This window comes from Azospirillum sp. INR13, from assembly GCF_015390205.1.
GTDB lineage: Bacteria > Pseudomonadota > Alphaproteobacteria > Azospirillales > Azospirillaceae > Azospirillum.
Genome location: NZ_VUOI01000040.1, coordinates 1 through 15,259, shown reverse-complemented (window position 1 = coordinate 15,259; position 15,259 = coordinate 1). Strand labels below are relative to the sequence as shown.

Annotated in this window: 14 protein-coding genes and 1 pseudogene; 8 read left to right on the top strand and 7 right to left on the bottom strand. The window is 68.8% G+C overall.

The genetic code is table 11. The features are described from left to right. Positions 1-7 precede the first annotated feature (7 nt). The 3 genes from F1643_RS19605 to F1643_RS19595 are packed head-to-tail and all read left to right on the top strand — an operon-like array spanning position 8 to position 2,672. On the top strand, positions 8-268 hold the full coding sequence (locus F1643_RS19605) for a YnbE family lipoprotein (RefSeq protein ID WP_255543075.1): 261 nt from the start codon (positions 8-10) through the stop codon (positions 266-268). After that, positions 268-636, top strand: a complete 369-nt coding sequence (locus tag F1643_RS19600) for a YdbL family protein (protein WP_194914934.1) — start codon at positions 268-270, stop codon at positions 634-636. Before F1643_RS19605 ends, F1643_RS19600 begins: the two co-directional genes overlap by 1 nt. Then, the gene (locus F1643_RS19595) at positions 633-2,672 is read left to right on the top strand and encodes a glycosyltransferase family 41 protein (RefSeq protein WP_194914932.1); all 2,040 of its coding nucleotides are present in this window, start codon (positions 633-635) and stop codon (positions 2,670-2,672) included. The genes F1643_RS19600 and F1643_RS19595 overlap by 4 nt, the downstream gene beginning before the upstream one ends. On the opposite strand, the gene F1643_RS19590 is transcribed toward F1643_RS19595, so the two are convergent. The 7 genes from F1643_RS19590 to F1643_RS19565 form a co-directional block, all read right to left on the bottom strand. Further along, positions 2,663-3,388 (bottom strand): hypothetical protein, encoded by a 726-nt coding sequence (locus F1643_RS19590; protein WP_149223566.1) that lies wholly within the window; start codon positions 3,386-3,388, stop codon positions 2,663-2,665. The genes F1643_RS19595 and F1643_RS19590 overlap by 10 nt on opposite strands. Positions 3,389-3,513: 125 nt before the next feature. Further along, positions 3,514-5,904 (bottom strand): LPS-assembly protein LptD, encoded by a 2,391-nt coding sequence (locus F1643_RS19585; RefSeq protein WP_194914931.1) that lies wholly within the window; start codon positions 5,902-5,904, stop codon positions 3,514-3,516. Positions 5,905-6,058: 154 nt separating this feature from the next. Next, complete coding sequence (locus tag F1643_RS19580) at positions 6,059-7,480, bottom strand: homospermidine synthase (RefSeq protein WP_194914930.1); 1,422 nt, start codon at positions 7,478-7,480, stop codon at positions 6,059-6,061. Positions 7,481-7,623: 143 nt separating this feature from the next. After that, a complete protein-coding gene (locus tag F1643_RS24060) occupies positions 7,624-8,001 on the bottom strand; it encodes a hypothetical protein (RefSeq protein ID WP_370540716.1) in 378 nt (125 codons plus the stop codon). Continuing rightward, positions 7,970-8,770, bottom strand: a complete 801-nt coding sequence (locus F1643_RS24055) for a hypothetical protein (protein ID WP_255543074.1) — start codon at positions 8,768-8,770, stop codon at positions 7,970-7,972. The genes F1643_RS24060 and F1643_RS24055 overlap by 32 nt, the downstream gene beginning before the upstream one ends. Before the next feature lie 574 nt (positions 8,771-9,344). After that, complete coding sequence (locus tag F1643_RS19570; protein ID WP_194914929.1) at positions 9,345-9,908, bottom strand: cupin domain-containing protein; 564 nt, start codon at positions 9,906-9,908, stop codon at positions 9,345-9,347. A 95-nt stretch (positions 9,909-10,003) separates the two neighbouring features. Then, positions 10,004-11,224: an MFS transporter gene (locus tag F1643_RS19565; RefSeq protein WP_194914928.1), complete on the bottom strand. Its 1,221-nt coding sequence runs from the start codon at positions 11,222-11,224 to the stop codon at positions 10,004-10,006. Between the two features lie 218 nt (positions 11,225-11,442). Between F1643_RS19565 and serS the strand changes: the two genes are divergently transcribed. The 5 genes and pseudogenes from serS to F1643_RS24050 form a co-directional block, all read left to right on the top strand. After that, the gene (serS, locus tag F1643_RS19560) at positions 11,443-12,714 is read left to right on the top strand and encodes a serine--tRNA ligase (RefSeq protein WP_194914926.1); all 1,272 of its coding nucleotides are present in this window, start codon (positions 11,443-11,445) and stop codon (positions 12,712-12,714) included. Next, complete coding sequence (surE, locus tag F1643_RS19555) at positions 12,714-13,496, top strand: 5'/3'-nucleotidase SurE (protein ID WP_194914924.1); 783 nt, start codon at positions 12,714-12,716, stop codon at positions 13,494-13,496. The genes serS and surE overlap by 1 nt, the downstream gene beginning before the upstream one ends. Next, positions 13,493-14,145: pseudogene (locus F1643_RS19550) on the top strand (protein-L-isoaspartate(D-aspartate) O-methyltransferase). Before surE ends, F1643_RS19550 begins: the two are co-directional and overlap by 4 nt. Positions 14,146-14,153: 8 nt before the next feature. Further along, on the top strand, positions 14,154-14,999 hold the full coding sequence (locus F1643_RS19545) for a LysM peptidoglycan-binding domain-containing protein (RefSeq protein WP_255543073.1): 846 nt from the start codon (positions 14,154-14,156) through the stop codon (positions 14,997-14,999). Further along, positions 14,996-15,259 (top strand): murein hydrolase activator EnvC (locus F1643_RS24050; protein ID WP_370540715.1); only part of this gene is annotated, 264 nt, incomplete at its 3' end. The genes F1643_RS19545 and F1643_RS24050, both read left to right, overlap by 4 nt.

The following is a 15,259-nucleotide window of genomic DNA, read 5'->3' as shown; positions in this document are numbered from 1 at the left end:
CGCCACCATGGTAACCAAACTCCCATCCGCACCCCCATCCGCGCGCCTGATGGCCGCCCTGCTGTTGTCCGTCGCGGCGGCGGCCTGTGCCCCCACGGTCAAGATCGAGGCGCCCGACAAGCCCATCGAGATCAACCTGAACGTCCGCATCGAGCAGGAGGTGCGGGTCAAGCTGGAACGCGACGTCGACGACGCCATCCGCAACGACCCCGCCCTGTTCGGCCTGCCCGCGGACTCCGTGCCCTCTCCTGCCAAGGGGAAACAGTGATGACGACCCATCCCATCACCCGCCGCCGCTTCAACCGGCTGGCCTTGTCCGCCATGGCCGCCGGGCTGCTGGCCTCCAACCTGCCGTCGCTGGCCTTTGCGCAGGATGCGCTGGCCGCCGCCAAGGCCGCGGGCCAGATCGGCGAGCGTCCGGATGGGCTGGTCGGTGCCGTTCCCGGCGCCCCCGCATCGGCCCAGGCGTTGGCCGAGCAGGTGAACGCCCAGCGGCTCGCCCGCTACCGGGAGATCGCCAAGGGCAACGGCACGGCGCTCGACAAGGTGCAGGCGGTCGCCGGGCAGCAGTTGATCGAGCGGACCCCCGCCGGCCAGTTCGTGATGACCGCCGCCGGCCAGTGGCAGCGGAAGTGACCGACGCGGCCACCGTCGCCGACCTGCGCCGCCGTCTGGCCGGCAAGTCCGGCGACGGCGCGCTGCTGGCCGCCCTGTTCGCGGCGCTCGATGCGGCAAGGCAGGCCGGCACGCCGGAGGAGGCGGTCGCCCGCTCCAACTTCGGCGAGGCGCTGCGGCGCCAAGGCCGGCTGGCAGAGGCGGAGGCCCATCACCGCAAGGCGCTGGCGTGGCTGCCGGGCTTTGGCGGCAACCATTTCAATTGGGGCGTGACCCTGCAGGCGCTGGGCCGCCCGGCGGAGGCAGCGTCGGCCTATGGCGAGGCCGCGCGCCTGATGCCGCGCTTCGCACCGGCGTCCTGCAACCAGGGTGTCCTGCTGCGCGAGCTCGGCCGGCTGGACGAGGCCGAGGCGGCCTTGCGTCGCGCGATGGCGCTCGACCCGATGCTGGTGCCGGCGCGGCTTGCCCTTGCGGCTCTGCACCGCGACCGTGGCGACCTGGACCGCGCCATCGCCGGGTTCCGTGCCAGCCTGTGCCTGCGGCCCGATCTGGCGGAAGGGCAGGCGAACCTTGCCCTGAGCCTGAAGGAGCGGGGGCAGCGAGGCGGTTCCGCGGACGATGCCGCTTCGAGCATCGCCGGCTTCGAGCGCGCGCTGCGCATCGGCCTGCCCGACCCCGGCGGGGTGCTGGCGCAGCTGGTGCAGCAGCGCCGGCATCTCTGCCGCTGGGACGGGCTGGAGGCGCTGTCCGCCGAGCTTGTCGGGCTGGTGCGGGAGGGGCGGACCCGGCAGGTCCATCCCTGGATCTTCCTCGGCGAAGGGGCGGGGCCGGAGTTGGAGCGGGCCTGCGCCGAGCGTTATGCCGCTTGGAAGACCCGCGGCATCGCACCGGCCTTCCCGAATCGCACCAGCCGCGGTGCAAAGCTGCGCATCGGTTATCTTTCCGCCGACTTCCACGAGCACGCCACTGCGGTGCTGATCGCCGAACTGGTCGAGCGGCACGACCGCGGTCGATTCGAGATCGTCGGCTGCTCCTACGCTCCCGACGATGGCGGGACGTTGCGCCGGCGGCTGGAAGCGGGGTTCGACCGCTTCCTCGACCTGTCCGCGATGACGGACGAGGTGGCGGCGCAGGCGATCCATCGGGCGGGAATCGACATTCTGGTGGACCTGAAGGGGCATACCCAGGGCGCCCGGCCCGGCATTGCCGCCCGCCGGCCGGCGCCGGTGCAGGCGCAATGGCTGGGCTATCCGGGAACGAGCGGCAGTCCGGCCATCGACTATGTCATCGCCGATCCGGTGGTGGCGCCGGCCGATCATCAGCGCTTCTACAGCGAGCGCATCGTCCATCTGCCCGACAGCTACCAGCCCAACGACCGCCAGCGCGCCATCGGGCCGGTGCCCAGCCGGGCCGACTGCGGCCTGCCGGCGGACGGCGTGGTCTTCTGCGCCTTCAACGCGCCCTACAAGATCGGGCCGGAACTGTTCGGCCGCTGGTGCCGGATTCTGCAACGGATACCGGGATCGGTCCTGTGGCTGCTGGATGGGCCGGAGGAGGTGGCGGTCAACCTGCGCCGCGCCGCGGCCGATCGGGGGATCGCGCCGGAGCGGCTGATCTTCGCCCCCCGGCTGCCCGGTCCCGCCCATCTGGCGCGGCACCGGCTGGCCGACCTTTTCCTCGATTCGAGCCCGGTCGGCGCCCACACCACTGCGAGCGATGCCCTGTGGGCCGGGTTGCCGGTGTTGACGGTGCCGGGCCGCTCCTTCGCCGGGCGGGTCGCCGCCAGCCTGCTGCGGGCCGTCGGGCTGCCGGACCTGGCGGTGCCGGATTGGGACGCCTATGAGGCGACGGCGCAGCGCCTGGCCGAAATGCCGACCACACTGGCGGCGCTGAAACGGCGGCTGGAGGAAGCGCGTGGGACCGCCCCGCTGTTCGACACCGACCGCTTCGCCCGCTCCATCGAGGCCGCCTACCTCGGCATGTGGGATATCCACGCGGCGGGCGGACCGCCGCGCGGGTTCACGGTTCCGCTTCAGGGGGTTCCGCCTCAGGGATAGGCGCAGCGGTCCGCCGTGACCTCCACGAAGGAGCGCTGGGAGGCGGCGAAGGTGAAGCGGTACTCGCTGTTGTCGACGACCAGCGACTGGTGCAGCGGCAGCACGCCGGCGACCGTCGCGGTCTTGCCGCCGATGCCGGTGATGCGGATGGTCACCGGCTGTCCCGGATCGAACCAGCTTTCGGCATTGCCCTGCGTGTTGTGGGCGGACTGGCCTTCGCCCGTGACGGTCACGGTGCCGTTGCCGAAGGTCACGCCGCGCGCCCCCCCCTTCAGCAGCGGGGTGCTCAACGTGAAGCGCTTGGTTTCGGCCGGCTGGCAGTTGCGCTGAACCTGTGCCTGGGAGATGACGAAGGACAGGCGGTTGGCGTCCAGCCCGCTCTTCAGCCGTTCCGACACCAGCTGTGTCAGCTTGGCGAGGTCACCGGTCGGCACTTCCCGCTGCAGGCGGCCTTCCAGCTCGGCGGAACGCGCCTCCGCAGTGCGGGCGGCATGCTGCATCTGTGTGGCCAGCAGTTCCAGTTCCGCCTTCTGGCGCGACAGGGTGGCGATCTCCTCCCGCAGGGTCACGTCGCGACCCTTCAACTGCTCGATCCCCATCTGGTAGGAGAAGAGCCCGACGCCGAGAACCAGTGCGGCAAGCAGCAGGAACTTGATCACGCCGGCCCGCATGCGCCGGCGGTACCGTCGTTCGTAGTCGTAACGTCCCAGGGTCATGATGTCGGTCGCGGCGGGCTGTGTCGTCGGGCGATATGGCTAACGTCAACGGCCAAGGGATGCAACCCCTTGGCCGTCCAATTTGCCGTGATGCCTTGTCGCTCCCGGCTATGAGCGCGCTCTGTCTACTGGTTGGCCGAGCTGCCGCCGAGGAAGCCGGCGTTCAGGCCGGGGCTCTTGAACTCGCCGACATTCTTGAAGACCAGACGGAAGAAGATGGTGTTGCCGTCCTGCTCGCCGGTGGTGCTGACCGTGTAGTCGCGGCGCGCGATGGTCTGGAAAACCAGGCATTCATCCGCATAGGACAGGACCGCCAGGCTGGATCGCGGACCGGGTTGCGGTTCCATCGCCTGGGTGTGGCTGACGCCGATGCTCCAATAGTCGGTGAATTGGGACGACACGCCGAACGACGCCTGCTCCACGCGGTCGCGGGTGACCGCGGTGCGCGAGGTGGTCTGGTCGACATAGGTGTAGGAGGTGGACAGCCGCAGGAGGGGCACGCCGGCCGAGGCGTTCAGCGAATGGCGGCGCGGCCGGAGCGACTCATGGTCGATGCGGAAGCCGTAATTCAAATCCAGCCACTCGGCGGGCTGCAGGTCCAGGCGACCGACATAGTCGGACACGCTGTCCTCCAGGCCCGAACCGCCGGTGAAGCCTGCCCCGGTTTCGGTCAGGCGGCGGCTCTGGCCTAGGAACAGGCTGGCCGATCCCTGGGTGTTGCCGTAGATGGCTGTGCGCAGGCCATAGGTGAAGCGCATGCCGTCGTCCAGCCGGTCGATGCCGGTGAAACGGTTGGGCTGCAGCAGGTTCACCTCGTCGAACTCGATGTCCAGGCTGTCCTCGTTCGGGAACAACCGGCCGTTCGGCAGCTTCGGCGCGAAGGTCAGCTGGCCGATCGGCTCGATCAGCTGGGAGGAGCTTTCGCCATAGCGGACGAAGGGATAGCGGACGGTCGCCTGCCCCTGCGGGAAGAAGCGGAAACGGCTGATGTTGTCGTCGCCGCGGACCGTCGGGTCGTTGTTGTTGAACTGCTGCGCCGTATAGCCGGCGACCAGCACGCTGCCCGACAGGGTGGTGACGAAGCCGGCATTGGAAACGATGTTGCGCTCCCATCCCGGCCGCACGACGACGCGCTGGGTATCGGGTCCGGCATTCTGGAAGCGCGAGACGCCCAGCAGGCTGGTGTCCAGCGACCAGCGGCCGCCGAACAGGCTTCCCGGCTCGCCCAGCGCGTTGTACTGCGCATAGGGCAGGGCGACCGGCTCGGGAATCGGATTTCCGTAGCGCATGTCCTGGAAGCTGTAGCCTGTGATCGCCGCATAGTTCCGGCCGCGGAAGCCCTCCACGAAGGCCTTGCTGGTCAGATAGTCCTCGCGGAAATCGTAATAGCGCCGCAGGAAGGTCGGGTCGCTCGCGCGCTTGATGTCGAAGCCGGCGCGCCAGGTCTCGTCGATGTCGAACAGGCCGCGCGCGGCGACGTAGCCGCGGTTGCGCGTCTCCTTGGGCGCCGTGGTGCTGTTGCCGCCGTCGCCGCGGGTGATGGCGCCTTCCAGCTCCAGCCGGCCGTTCTCGAAGCGCTTGCGGTACTGGCCGCCCAGCAGCGGCCCCTGCTGCGAATAGTAATGCAGGTCGAAGGTGGCGTCCTGGTCCGGCCCGATATCCCAGTAGTAATGGGTCTTGAGGATCGCGCCCAGGTTGGAGCTGTTGCCGGCGGACGGCGTCAGGAAGCCGCTCTTGCGGTCGACCGAGGGATCGGGGTGCGACAGGTAGGGGGTGTAGGCGACGGGGATCCCGAAGATCTCCATCGTCGCGTCGCGATAGCGGACCTCGTGCTCCTCGTTGTCGTGCACGATGCGCACGGCGCGGATCTGCCACAGCGGCGGCCGGGTCGGATCCTCCTTGCAGAGGTCGCAGGGGCTGTAGACGCCGCGGTTGACACGCGTCAGCCGGCCCTCGCGCCGCTCGCCCTCGGTGCCGGCCATCCGGCCGTTGTCGGTCATCAGGACGCGGATGTTCTCGATGAACACGTCCTTCAGGTCGTCGGTCAGTTCGGCATAGTCGGCGAAGACGATGTCACCCGACGGCTCCACCAGCCGGATCTTGCCGGTGGCGGTGACGACCTTGGTCTTCTGGTTGTAGGTGATCTTGTCGGCGCGGACGCTGCGCTTGCCCTGTGCCAGCTCGACGTTGCCGCTGGCGGTGACGAGGCTGTTCACCTCGTCGAAAGTCACCTGGTCGGCGGTGAGCAGAACCGGGTCCTGCTTCTGCGCCGTCCCGTTCGCCGTTCCGCCGGCCGGTCCATTGCCGTTTCCCTGACCGGTGGCGGCCTGGGCGGCGACCGGCTTCGTTCCGGGAACCGGGGTGGCCGGCGACTGGGCCTGCGCCATGTCGGTGAGGGCCAGATCCACGGCGGCGACCCCGCACGCCACCATCAGCCCGACGATGCCGGAGCGCAGGAGGGGAGTGGCGGCGGTCGGAGCTTTGGCGCGGGCGCGCCGGGAGACGTGCTTGGGCATGGCGGAACGATTGGGGGAAGCGAAAGCCCAAGTCAACGGTTTCAAGACCCCACGCGGGCAATGTCACCGTGTCGCCGTCCCCCCTGTGGCAGCAACGCCGCAGCCCCCGCCGCCGGAGCGGCGGCAGGAGCCGCAGGACTTCATCCAACCTGTGTCAAATGACCCGGAAGTTCTTGAACTGCCAGGGATCGTCCTCGTCGATGTCCTCCGGGAACAGGGTGTTGCGGTCCTGCAGGGGCGTCCAGTCGCCATAGGCGCCGACCACTTCGCCCAGATAGGGGGAGGCGATGTCCAGCACACGGCGGAAGTCGACCTCGTCCGGTTCCACCAAGCCCCGATTCGGGTTCTCCAGCGTCCAGACGATGCCGCCCAGGACGGTGGACGTCACCTGCATCGAGGTGGCGTTGTTGTAGGGGGCCAGCGACCGCGCCGTGTCGATGTCGAGCCGCGAACCGTACCAGTAGGCGCCCTTGGGGTGGCCCATCAGCAGCACGCCCAACTCGTCCATGCCGCCGGTGATCTCGTGCATCATCAGCCGCTGTTCGGCCTGCATGTTGTAGTTCTTGCCGACCAGTTCGTGCAGCGACATCACCGCGTCGTCGCAGGGATGATAGGCATAGTGGCAGGTCGGCCGGTAAACGACCTTGCCGCCCTCGCGCACCGTGAAATAGTCGGAGATCGAGATCGCCTCGCTGTGGGTGATGAGGAAGCCGTGGAACGGCCCCTCCAGCGGGGTCCAGGTGCGCACGCGGGTGGCGGCGCCAGGACGCATCAGGTAGATGGCGGAATCGCAGCCGAACTCGTGCCGGCGGCCGTCGGCCGGCAGCCCCTTCTCATGCGTGCCCCAGCCGAGTTCGGCCGGCTGGCAGCCTTCGCTGACGAAGCCGTCGATCGACCAGGTGTTGACGAACTCGCCGATCTGCTTGGGCTGGTTCGACACCTGGGTGTCGCGCTCCGCCACATGGATGGTCTTGATTCCCAGCTTCTGCGCCAGCCGGCCCCAGCCGTCGCGGTCGGCGGGAACGTCGGTCTCGAAACCGGTGTCGGCGGCGATGTTCAGCAGCGCCTGCTTGACGAAATGCGATACCAGACCCGGATTCGCCCCGTGGGTGATCAGCGCGGTCGGGCCGCCCTCGAAACGTTTGCGCAGCGCCAGCGCCGTTTCGCGCAGCGCGTAGTTGGAGCGCAGCGACGGCGACAGGCTGGAATCGGTGTAGCCGCCCGCCCACGGTTCGGTGCAGGTGTCGGTGTAGAAGGCGCCGACCCGCTGGCAGAATTCGATCAGCGCGACCGACGAGACGTCGACCGACAGGTTGACCAGGAAATCGCCCTTGTCGATCAGAGGCTTCAGGACCTGGAAGAAGTTGTCGTTGTCGAGCGGGTTGTTGTGGAAGGCGACGCCGTAATGCTCCGCCTCGTCGCGCCCGCGCTCCTCGGCGGTGACGATGGTGATTCGGTCGGCGGTAAGTCCGTCGATGTGACGCAGAAGCAGCGGCAAGACACCCTGGCCGATCGAACCGAATCCAACGATGACCATGCGGCCTGTGAACGTGCAGAGCTTCGTGTCCAGGGCCATGATTTTTTGTCTCCCCGAGGTAGTTTAGGCCAACGACATGAGCCGGCGCATCCGCCCACTTCGGAGAAGTGGCTACGGAACGCGCCGGACCGGTGAATGTTACGGGTGTCTTTACGCTTTATCCACAGATTCCGGCGGCGCAATCAGGCTGCGCAGGAGCGCAGACGATAGCCGGGAGTGGCAAGCAGCGGCGCGTCCGACACTTCGACGACGCGCGCTTGGTCGAAACCGTTGAAGGCCGTGCGCAGGCAGGACCCATAGGCGCCGAGTTGACCCAGCTCGATCCAGTCGCCGGCCTTGACGTCGGCCGGCAGATGGAAGGGGCCGTTCATCTTGTCGGCGCTGTCGCAGGTCGGGCCGTAGAAGCTGAAGGCCGCATCCTCGGCGTCGGTCATCGCCTCGAACGGGCGGATCAGCCGCGCCGGGAAGCGGAAGCCCGGCACGCCGGCATCCGACAGGGCGCCATAGACGCCGTCGTTGATGAACAGCTCATTGCCGCGCCGCTTCACCACCTGGACCACCAGCGAGACGCCGGGGGCGACCAGGGCACGGCCGGGCTCGCACCACAGGCGGCAGTGCGCCGGCAGGTCGATGGATGCGACGCCACGGGCGATGGCGGCCATGAAGTCGCCGAGCGGCGGCGGGGGTGACGCCCGGATAGGACACCGGGAACCCTCCGCCGACGTCCAGCACGTCGATGGCGACGCCGCTCTCGGCGATGACGTAACCGGCGAGCGCGATGGCGCGCTCGTAGGCCGATGGGTCGAGCATCTGCGAGCCGACATGGAAGGACAGCCCGACCTTGGGCGCCGCGGCGCGGACGGCGCGCAGCAGTTCCACCGCATCGGTCATGGCGGCGCCGAACTTGCCGGACAGGTCGTAAACGGCGTTGCCCTTCGGCAGAGCCAGACGCACGACGAGGCCGAGATCGGCGGCGTTGTCCGTCTCCTCCAGGATCTTCTCCAGCTCCTCGCGGCTGTCGAGCACGAAGTCGCGGACGCCATACTGGCGATAGGCGTTGCGGATGGCCTGACGGCCCTTGACCGGGTGCATGTAATGCAGGACGGCGTCCGGGAACATCTGGCGGATCAGGCGGATCTCGCCGGGGGAGGCCACGTCGAAGTGGCGCACGCCGCCGGCCCACAGGGCACGCAGCACCGCGGGTTCCGGGTTGCACTTTACGGCATAGAGCACGTCGCCGCCGCGGGCGACGGAGTCCGTCGCGTCGGCGAAGGCGGCCAGGAAGCTGCCGGCGGTGTCGGCCAGCACGCCGGGGCGGATGCAGTGCATCGGCTCTTCCGGACGGTGCAGGGCGACGGCCTGCGCCCACGGTGGAGCGGCGGCCGGTGGACAGCGAAACGGCGCTGCTGTCGTTCAGGCCGACGCGGCGCAGCGGGGTGACGGCGGAACGGGAACGCAGGAAACCCATGGCGCACTCCTATCCCCGGACTGCGGCGTGCAAACCGGTCCGGTGAGCAGACGGCGATCCCAGGCCGCGCCACGGGCCGGCCAGCACAAGGCTGTGGCGCGGGTGGTGCAGCGGAATCGGCGATGATCGGATTTGTGAAGGGGGAGACGGAAAAAGCCGGTGCGAGCAGCGGCCCCGGGCTGTGAAGCTCCAGGCAACAGCGCGTCGTTTACCGGCTAAAGGGCTACCGTCTCACAGCCCCACCGTGGGCAGCGTACATACTGACCTCCCTCTCGGGACCGGCCCACTGGAATGGCCGGTTCTTCCAAAAAGGACGCGGTACGTCGTAGCATAACCACAGAGGGCCATAGGCACGTGCGGGTGCGTCGTGCCGATTGATTTACGCTAATCCGGCGGCGATTCAAGTGAAATTTTTGGGGCGCGAATAAGGCGGAGTCAGTCCGCGTCCACCGTCTCCGGTTCGAACAGGGGGAAGCGCGCGGCGATGGTGTCGCCGGTCGGGCTGGCGATCCAGCCGTCCAGCCGCGTGAAGAAGCGGATGGCGGTGAAGCGGGGCCGCGGCCCCATGTCGAACCAGTGCGGCGTCCCGGCGGGAATGCTCAGCAGGTCGCCCGCCTCGCACACCACACGGAAGACCCGGCGGTCGAGATGGATGTAGAAGGCACCGGCGCCTTCGACGAAGAAGCGCGCCTCGTCCTCGTCATGGGTGTGCTCGTCCAGGAATTTGGCGCGCTGGGCCGCGGCGCCCTCCGTCGCGGAGGTGATCCGCACCACGTCGACGGAGCGGAAGCGGCGGGCTTCCTTCAGCGCCTCGACCGGGGCGGCGTAGGCCGCAAGCACCGCTTCGGCGTCGGCGGAGGCGGGCAGGGGAGTGCCGGCGGTCCAGCGTTCGAACAGGATGCCGACATGGGCCAGATGCCCGGCGATCAAGGCCGGATCGGCCGTGCTCAATTCCGGCCGGAGGGCGTCGTTCTCCAGATAAACGGTCAGGTGACTCACTGCGCGAACTCCTGCCCAACCAATCTACACAGCCTGAAGTGATGCCGTTCGCGACGCAATAAGCGGAATCGCAAGCGCGACCGTTCGCCGCGCGATCAGCGGCTGCGCTGGAGCCCCACGGTCACGGTGACCGCAATCACCAGCAGCAGCCCGACGAAGGCCGCCACCCCGGTCCAGCCATGATCGTGCCAGAACAGACCGCCCAGCGTGCCGGCCAGCGTGGAACCCAGATAGTAGCAGAACAGGTAGATGGACGAGGCCTGCCCGCGCGCCACCATGGCCCGGCGGCCGATCCACGCGGACACGATGGAATGGGCGCCGAAGAAGGCGAAGGTGAACAGCGCGATTCCGGGGGCGATGGCGAACAGGCTGTCGAACTCCATCAGGACGAGCCCGCCCACCATCAGCGCCACCGCCGTCGCCAGGGTGCGGTTCGACCCGAAGCGTCCCGACCAGCCGCCGAACAGCGGCGAGCTGACGACGCCGAAGCTGTAGACCAGGAACACCGCGCCGACCACCGCCGGCCGCAGCTCGAACGGCGGCTCGCTCAGGCGGAAGCCGATGTAGTTGAAGACGGTGACGAAGCCGCCCATCAGCAGGAAACCCAGGGAGAACAGCCCGAGCATGGCCGGATCGGTCAGCAGCCCGCGCCAGGCCCGAACCAGCGCCTTCAGCCCGGCGGCGCGGCGTACGAAATGGCGCGACGGCGGCAGGGCGAACCAGACGGTGACCGCTGCGGCAACCGCCAGCGCGCCCACCACTCCGACCGCCAGCCTCCAGGTGCCGAGATCTGTGACGACAGCGGTCAGCACGCGGCCGGACATGCCGCCGATCGCGGTTCCGCCGATATAGAGCCCCATGGCGACGCCGGCGGATTTCGGATCGACCTCTTCGGAGACATAGGCCATGGCGACGGCGGGCAGTCCGCTCAGCGCCAGCCCTTCCAGCGCCCGCACCGCCAGGAAGCCGTGCCAGTCCGGCATCAGCGCGCCGACGATGCCCAGCAGCCCGGCGGCGAGCAGCGCCGCCACCATCACCGGCTTGCGGCCGATTCCATCGGAGATGGCGCCCGCCACCAGAAGCGCGCCCGCCAGCACGCCGGTGGTCAGCGACAGCGACAGGCTGGATTCGGCCGGCGTCACCCCGAACTCCCGCACGAAATCGGGCAGCAGCGGTTGGACGCAATAGAGGGTCGCGAAGGTGGAGAAGCCGGCGACGAACAGGATGCGGCTGGCGCGGCGATAGGCGGGGGTGCCGGCCTGCAGATAGGCGGATTCTGCATCGGCCTGGGCACCGGTCTCGATCTCGTCGCGCACGCGCTGGGCTCCATGGTCTGGTTTTCGCGCCGGTTGCTGCAGCGCACCGGCGACATTGCCCTGTGGCGCCCCTCCGTTCCAACAGCCGCCGCGGCGCAGCGGCCATGCCGTTCGTGCAGGTCCCTATCAGGAGTGGTGCCGTAGTGGCCTTGCACTGGACCTTGGCGGGGCCGCGCCGTATAACCAGTGCCCCACACAATTCGTTGATTGTTCGAGCCATGCACGACCTTCGCGCCATCCGTGAGAATCCCGAAGCCTTCGACCGTGGCCTTGGCCGCCGGGGACTGGCGCCGATGTCGTCCTCCGTGCTCGACCTCGACGCCCGCCGCCGCGCCGCGCAGACCCAGATGCAGGAGATGCAGGCCCGCCGGAACGAGGCGGCGAAGGAAGTCGGCCTCGCCAAGCGCGAGGGCCGCGACGCCCAGCCGATCCTGGACGAGATGGCGGCCCTGAAGGACCGCCTGCCCCAGGTGGAGGAGGAGGAACGCGCGCTCGGCGCCGAACTGGACGCCCTGTTGGCCGGCCTGCCCAACATCCCGGCCGACGACGTGCCGGAGGGGCCGGACGAGACCGCGAATGTCGAAGTCCGCCGCTGGGGCACCCCGGCCGATATCGCCAACCCCAAGCAGCATTACGAGCTGGGCGAGGCGCTGGGACTGATGGACTTCGAGGCCGCGGCCCGCATGTCCGGCGCCCGCTTCACCGTTCTGAAGGGCGGGCTTGCCCGGCTGGAGCGTGCGCTCGCCGACTTCATGCTGGACATCCACACGTCGGAGCATGGCTTCACCGAGATCGCGCCGCCGCTGATGGTGCGCGACAACGCCCTGTTCGGCACCGGCCAGCTGCCGAAGTTCGAGGAGGATCTGTTCAAGACCACCTCCAGCGAGCATTACCTGATCCCGACCAGCGAGGTGCCGCTGACCAATCTGGTCAACGACCAGATCGTGGCGGCGGAGGAGCTGCCGCTGCGCTACACCGCGCTGACCCCCTGCTTCCGCGCGGAAGCCGGGTCGGCCGGGCGCGACACCCGCGGCATGATCCGCCAGCACCAGTTCTGGAAGGTGGAGATGGTCGCCATCACCACGCCGGAGCAGTCGGAGGACGAGCATCAGCGCATGACCCGTTGCGCCGAAACGATCCTGGAGCGGCTGGGCCTGCCCTACCGCACCATCGTGCTGTGCACCGGCGACATGGGCTTCTCGTCGCGCAAGACCTATGACGTCGAGGTGTGGCTGCCGGGCCAGAACGCCTACCGCGAGATCTCCAGCGTGTCCAATTGCGGAGATTTCCAGGCGCGGCGGATGAAAGCCCGTTGCAGGGCCAAGGGCGAGAAGCAAACTCAATTCGTGCACACCCTCAACGGATCGGGTGTGGCGGTCGGGCGCTGCCTGATCGCGGTGCTGGAGAACTACCAGCAGCCCGACGGTTCGATCCTGGTTCCCGAAGCGCTCCGCCCCTACATGCGCGGAGTGGAGAGGATTTCGATCTGATGTTCAACCTGCCGCTCGACCTGTCCCAGACGCGCATCCTCGTCACCAACGACGACGGCATCCACGCGCAGGGATTGAAGGTCCTGGAAGCCATCGCGCGCGAACTGTCCGACGACGTTTGGGTGGTGGCGCCGGAGATGGAGCAGTCGGCGGCCAGCCATTCGCTGACCATCAACCGGCCGCTGCGCCTGCGCAAGCTGGACGAACGCCGCTACACCGTGGACGGCACGCCGACCGACTGCGTACTGCTGGCCGTCAACCATGTGATGCGGGACTCCCGGCCGACGCTGGTGCTGTCCGGCGTCAACCAGGGCTCCAACATCGGCGAGGACGTGACCTACTCCGGCACCATCGCCGCGGCGATGGAGGCGACGCTGCTGAACGTCCCGGCCATCGCCATGAGCCAGCATTACGAGCCGGGCCAGCCGATCGACTGGTCCGCCGCCGCCGCCCATGGCGCCGACGTGGTGCGCAAGGCGGTGACGGTTGCCTGGCCGAAGAACGTGCTGCTGAACGTCAACTTCCCGGCCCGCCCGGCCGAGGAGGTGACGGGCATCCAGGTGGTGCGCCACGGCAAGCGCAAGATCGGCGACGAGCTGTTCGAGCGTGTCGACCCGCGCGGCAAGCCCTATATCTGGATCGGCACGCTGCGCGGCGAGGCCGACGTGTCCGACGACACCGATATCCATGTCGTGTTCAACGGCGGGATCTCGGTGACGCCGATCTATCTCGACCTGACCCACACTCCGACGCTGCAGACGTTGAGGCAGGCTTTCGTGTGACCTACAACCCGCGCAAGATCCGCTTGCTGATGGCCCTTCGCGGGGCCGGCGTCACCGACACCCGGGTGTTGGCGGCGATCGAGCGGATCCCGCGCGAGCTGTTCGTTCCGGACGCCTTCCAGGACCGGGCGTGGGAGGATGTTGCCCTGCCCATCGACCTCGGCCAGACCATCAGCCAGCCGCTGGTGGTCGGGCTGATGACCCAGGCGCTGGACCTGCACCCGCGGCACCTTGTGCTGGAGGTCGGCACCGGGTCCGGTTATCAGGCGGCGGTGCTGTCGCGGCTGTGCCGCCGGGTCTTCACCATCGAGCGGCTGAAGCCTCTGCTGTGCGAGGCGGAAGCGCGGTTCAAGGTGCTGGACATCGGCAACATCACCACGCGGCTCGGCGACGGGACGCGCGGCTGGCCGGAGGTGGCGCCCTTCGCCCGCATACTGGTCACAGCCGCCGGTGGGCCCGAGCCGCCAAAAGACTTGACGGATCAACTCGCCGTTGGTGGTGTCATGGTCATTCCGCTGGGACCGATCACCGCGACCAAAGGGTGGTGCGTTTCCGGCGTTCCGAAGCTGGCCTTATCCGGGAGGACCTGTGGCCCGTCCGTTTCGTTCCGCTGCTGTCCGACCCGCCACAACCGGTCCGTTCCGCATGAGACCCGTCATGTCCGCACGCCTTCTGCCGGCCCTGGCCCTGTCCGCCGCCGTCCTGGCACTCGGTGCCTGCGAACGGGTGGGCGGGCTGGCCCCCTTCACCCATGTCACCGAGGCGCCGGATTCGGCCGGCGGCGCCATCACCGTGCAGAAGGGCGACAGCGCGTACAGCTTGTCCCGCCGCTACAATGTGCCGCTGCGCGACCTGATCGAGGCGAACAGGCTGGCCCCGCCATACCGTCTGGAGGTCGGCCAGCGGCTGGTCCTGCCGACCTCGCGCCAGTACATCGTTCAGAAGGGCGACAGCCTCTACAGCATCTCGCGCATGTACAATGTGGATGTCAGCGAGCTGACGCGGCTGAACAACCTGTCGCCGCCCTATGCGGTGCAGGCCGGACAGCCCCTGCGCCTGCCGGGGGCGAACGAGGGAAGCGGCACGATGGTCGCTTCCGGCAGCGCCGTGCCGTTGACGCCGCAAGGGGCGCCGTCTGGAACTCCCGCCGGGCGCGGCTCCGTCCAAACGTCGGAACTGCCGCCGCCGGGCGCGGCTTCCTCTTCCGGCGGCATCTCCGCCACGCCGCTGCCGCCGCCGTCGAAGCCGCCGGCAATGCCGAGCCGGCGCCAGTTCCGACGGCGCAGGCCCCGGCGGGCGACACGGCCTATCAGCCGGGACAGGCGCCGACCTTGCTGCGCCCGCCCGGAGCGAAGCCGACACCGACACCGATCCCGCCGCCCTCCGCCGCACCGGCGCCCGCCCCGCAGCAGGAGGTCGCAGCCGCCCCGCCGCCCAAGCCGGAGCCGAAAGCGGAGGCCGCGCCCCCGCCGCGGGGCGGTGGCCGTTTCCTGTGGCCGGTGAAGGGCAAGCTGCTTTCCGGATTCGGTCCGAAACCCGATGGGCTGCACAATGACGGGCTGAACATCGCGGCGCCGAAGGGCACCGCGGTGGTTGCCGCCGACAACGGCGTGGTCGCCTATGCCGGCAACGAGCTGCGCGGCTTCGGCAACCTGCTGCTGCTGAAGCATTCGGACGGCTGGATCACCGCCTACGCCCATCTCGACAAGATCGAGGTGGAGCGCGGCGCCACGGTGAAACGGGGGCAGGTGATCGCCCGGGTC

What these genes read in the sequence shown, in the direction of transcription:
- F1643_RS19605 (WP_255543075.1), top strand. Translation starts at nt 8, where the DNA reads ATGGTAACCAAACTCCCATCCGCACCCCCATCCGCGCGCCTGATGGCC.
- F1643_RS19600 (WP_194914934.1), top strand. Translation starts at nt 268, where the DNA reads ATGACGACCCATCCCATCACCCGCCGCCGCTTCAACCGGCTGGCCTTG.
- F1643_RS19590 (WP_149223566.1), bottom strand. Translation starts at nt 3,388, where the DNA reads ATGACCCTGGGACGTTACGACTACGAACGACGGTACCGCCGGCGCATG.
- F1643_RS19585 (WP_194914931.1), bottom strand. Translation starts at nt 5,904, where the DNA reads ATGCCCAAGCACGTCTCCCGGCGCGCCCGCGCCAAAGCTCCGACCGCC.
- F1643_RS19580 (WP_194914930.1), bottom strand. Translation starts at nt 7,480, where the DNA reads ATGGCCCTGGACACGAAGCTCTGCACGTTCACAGGCCGCATGGTCATC.
- F1643_RS24055 (WP_255543074.1), bottom strand. Translation starts at nt 8,770, where the DNA reads ATGCACTGCATCCGCCCCGGCGTGCTGGCCGACACCGCCGGCAGCTTC.
- serS (WP_194914926.1), top strand. Translation starts at nt 11,443, where the DNA reads ATGCACGACCTTCGCGCCATCCGTGAGAATCCCGAAGCCTTCGACCGT.
- surE (WP_194914924.1), top strand. Translation starts at nt 12,714, where the DNA reads ATGTTCAACCTGCCGCTCGACCTGTCCCAGACGCGCATCCTCGTCACC.
- F1643_RS19545 (WP_255543073.1), top strand. Translation starts at nt 14,154, where the DNA reads ATGTCCGCACGCCTTCTGCCGGCCCTGGCCCTGTCCGCCGCCGTCCTG.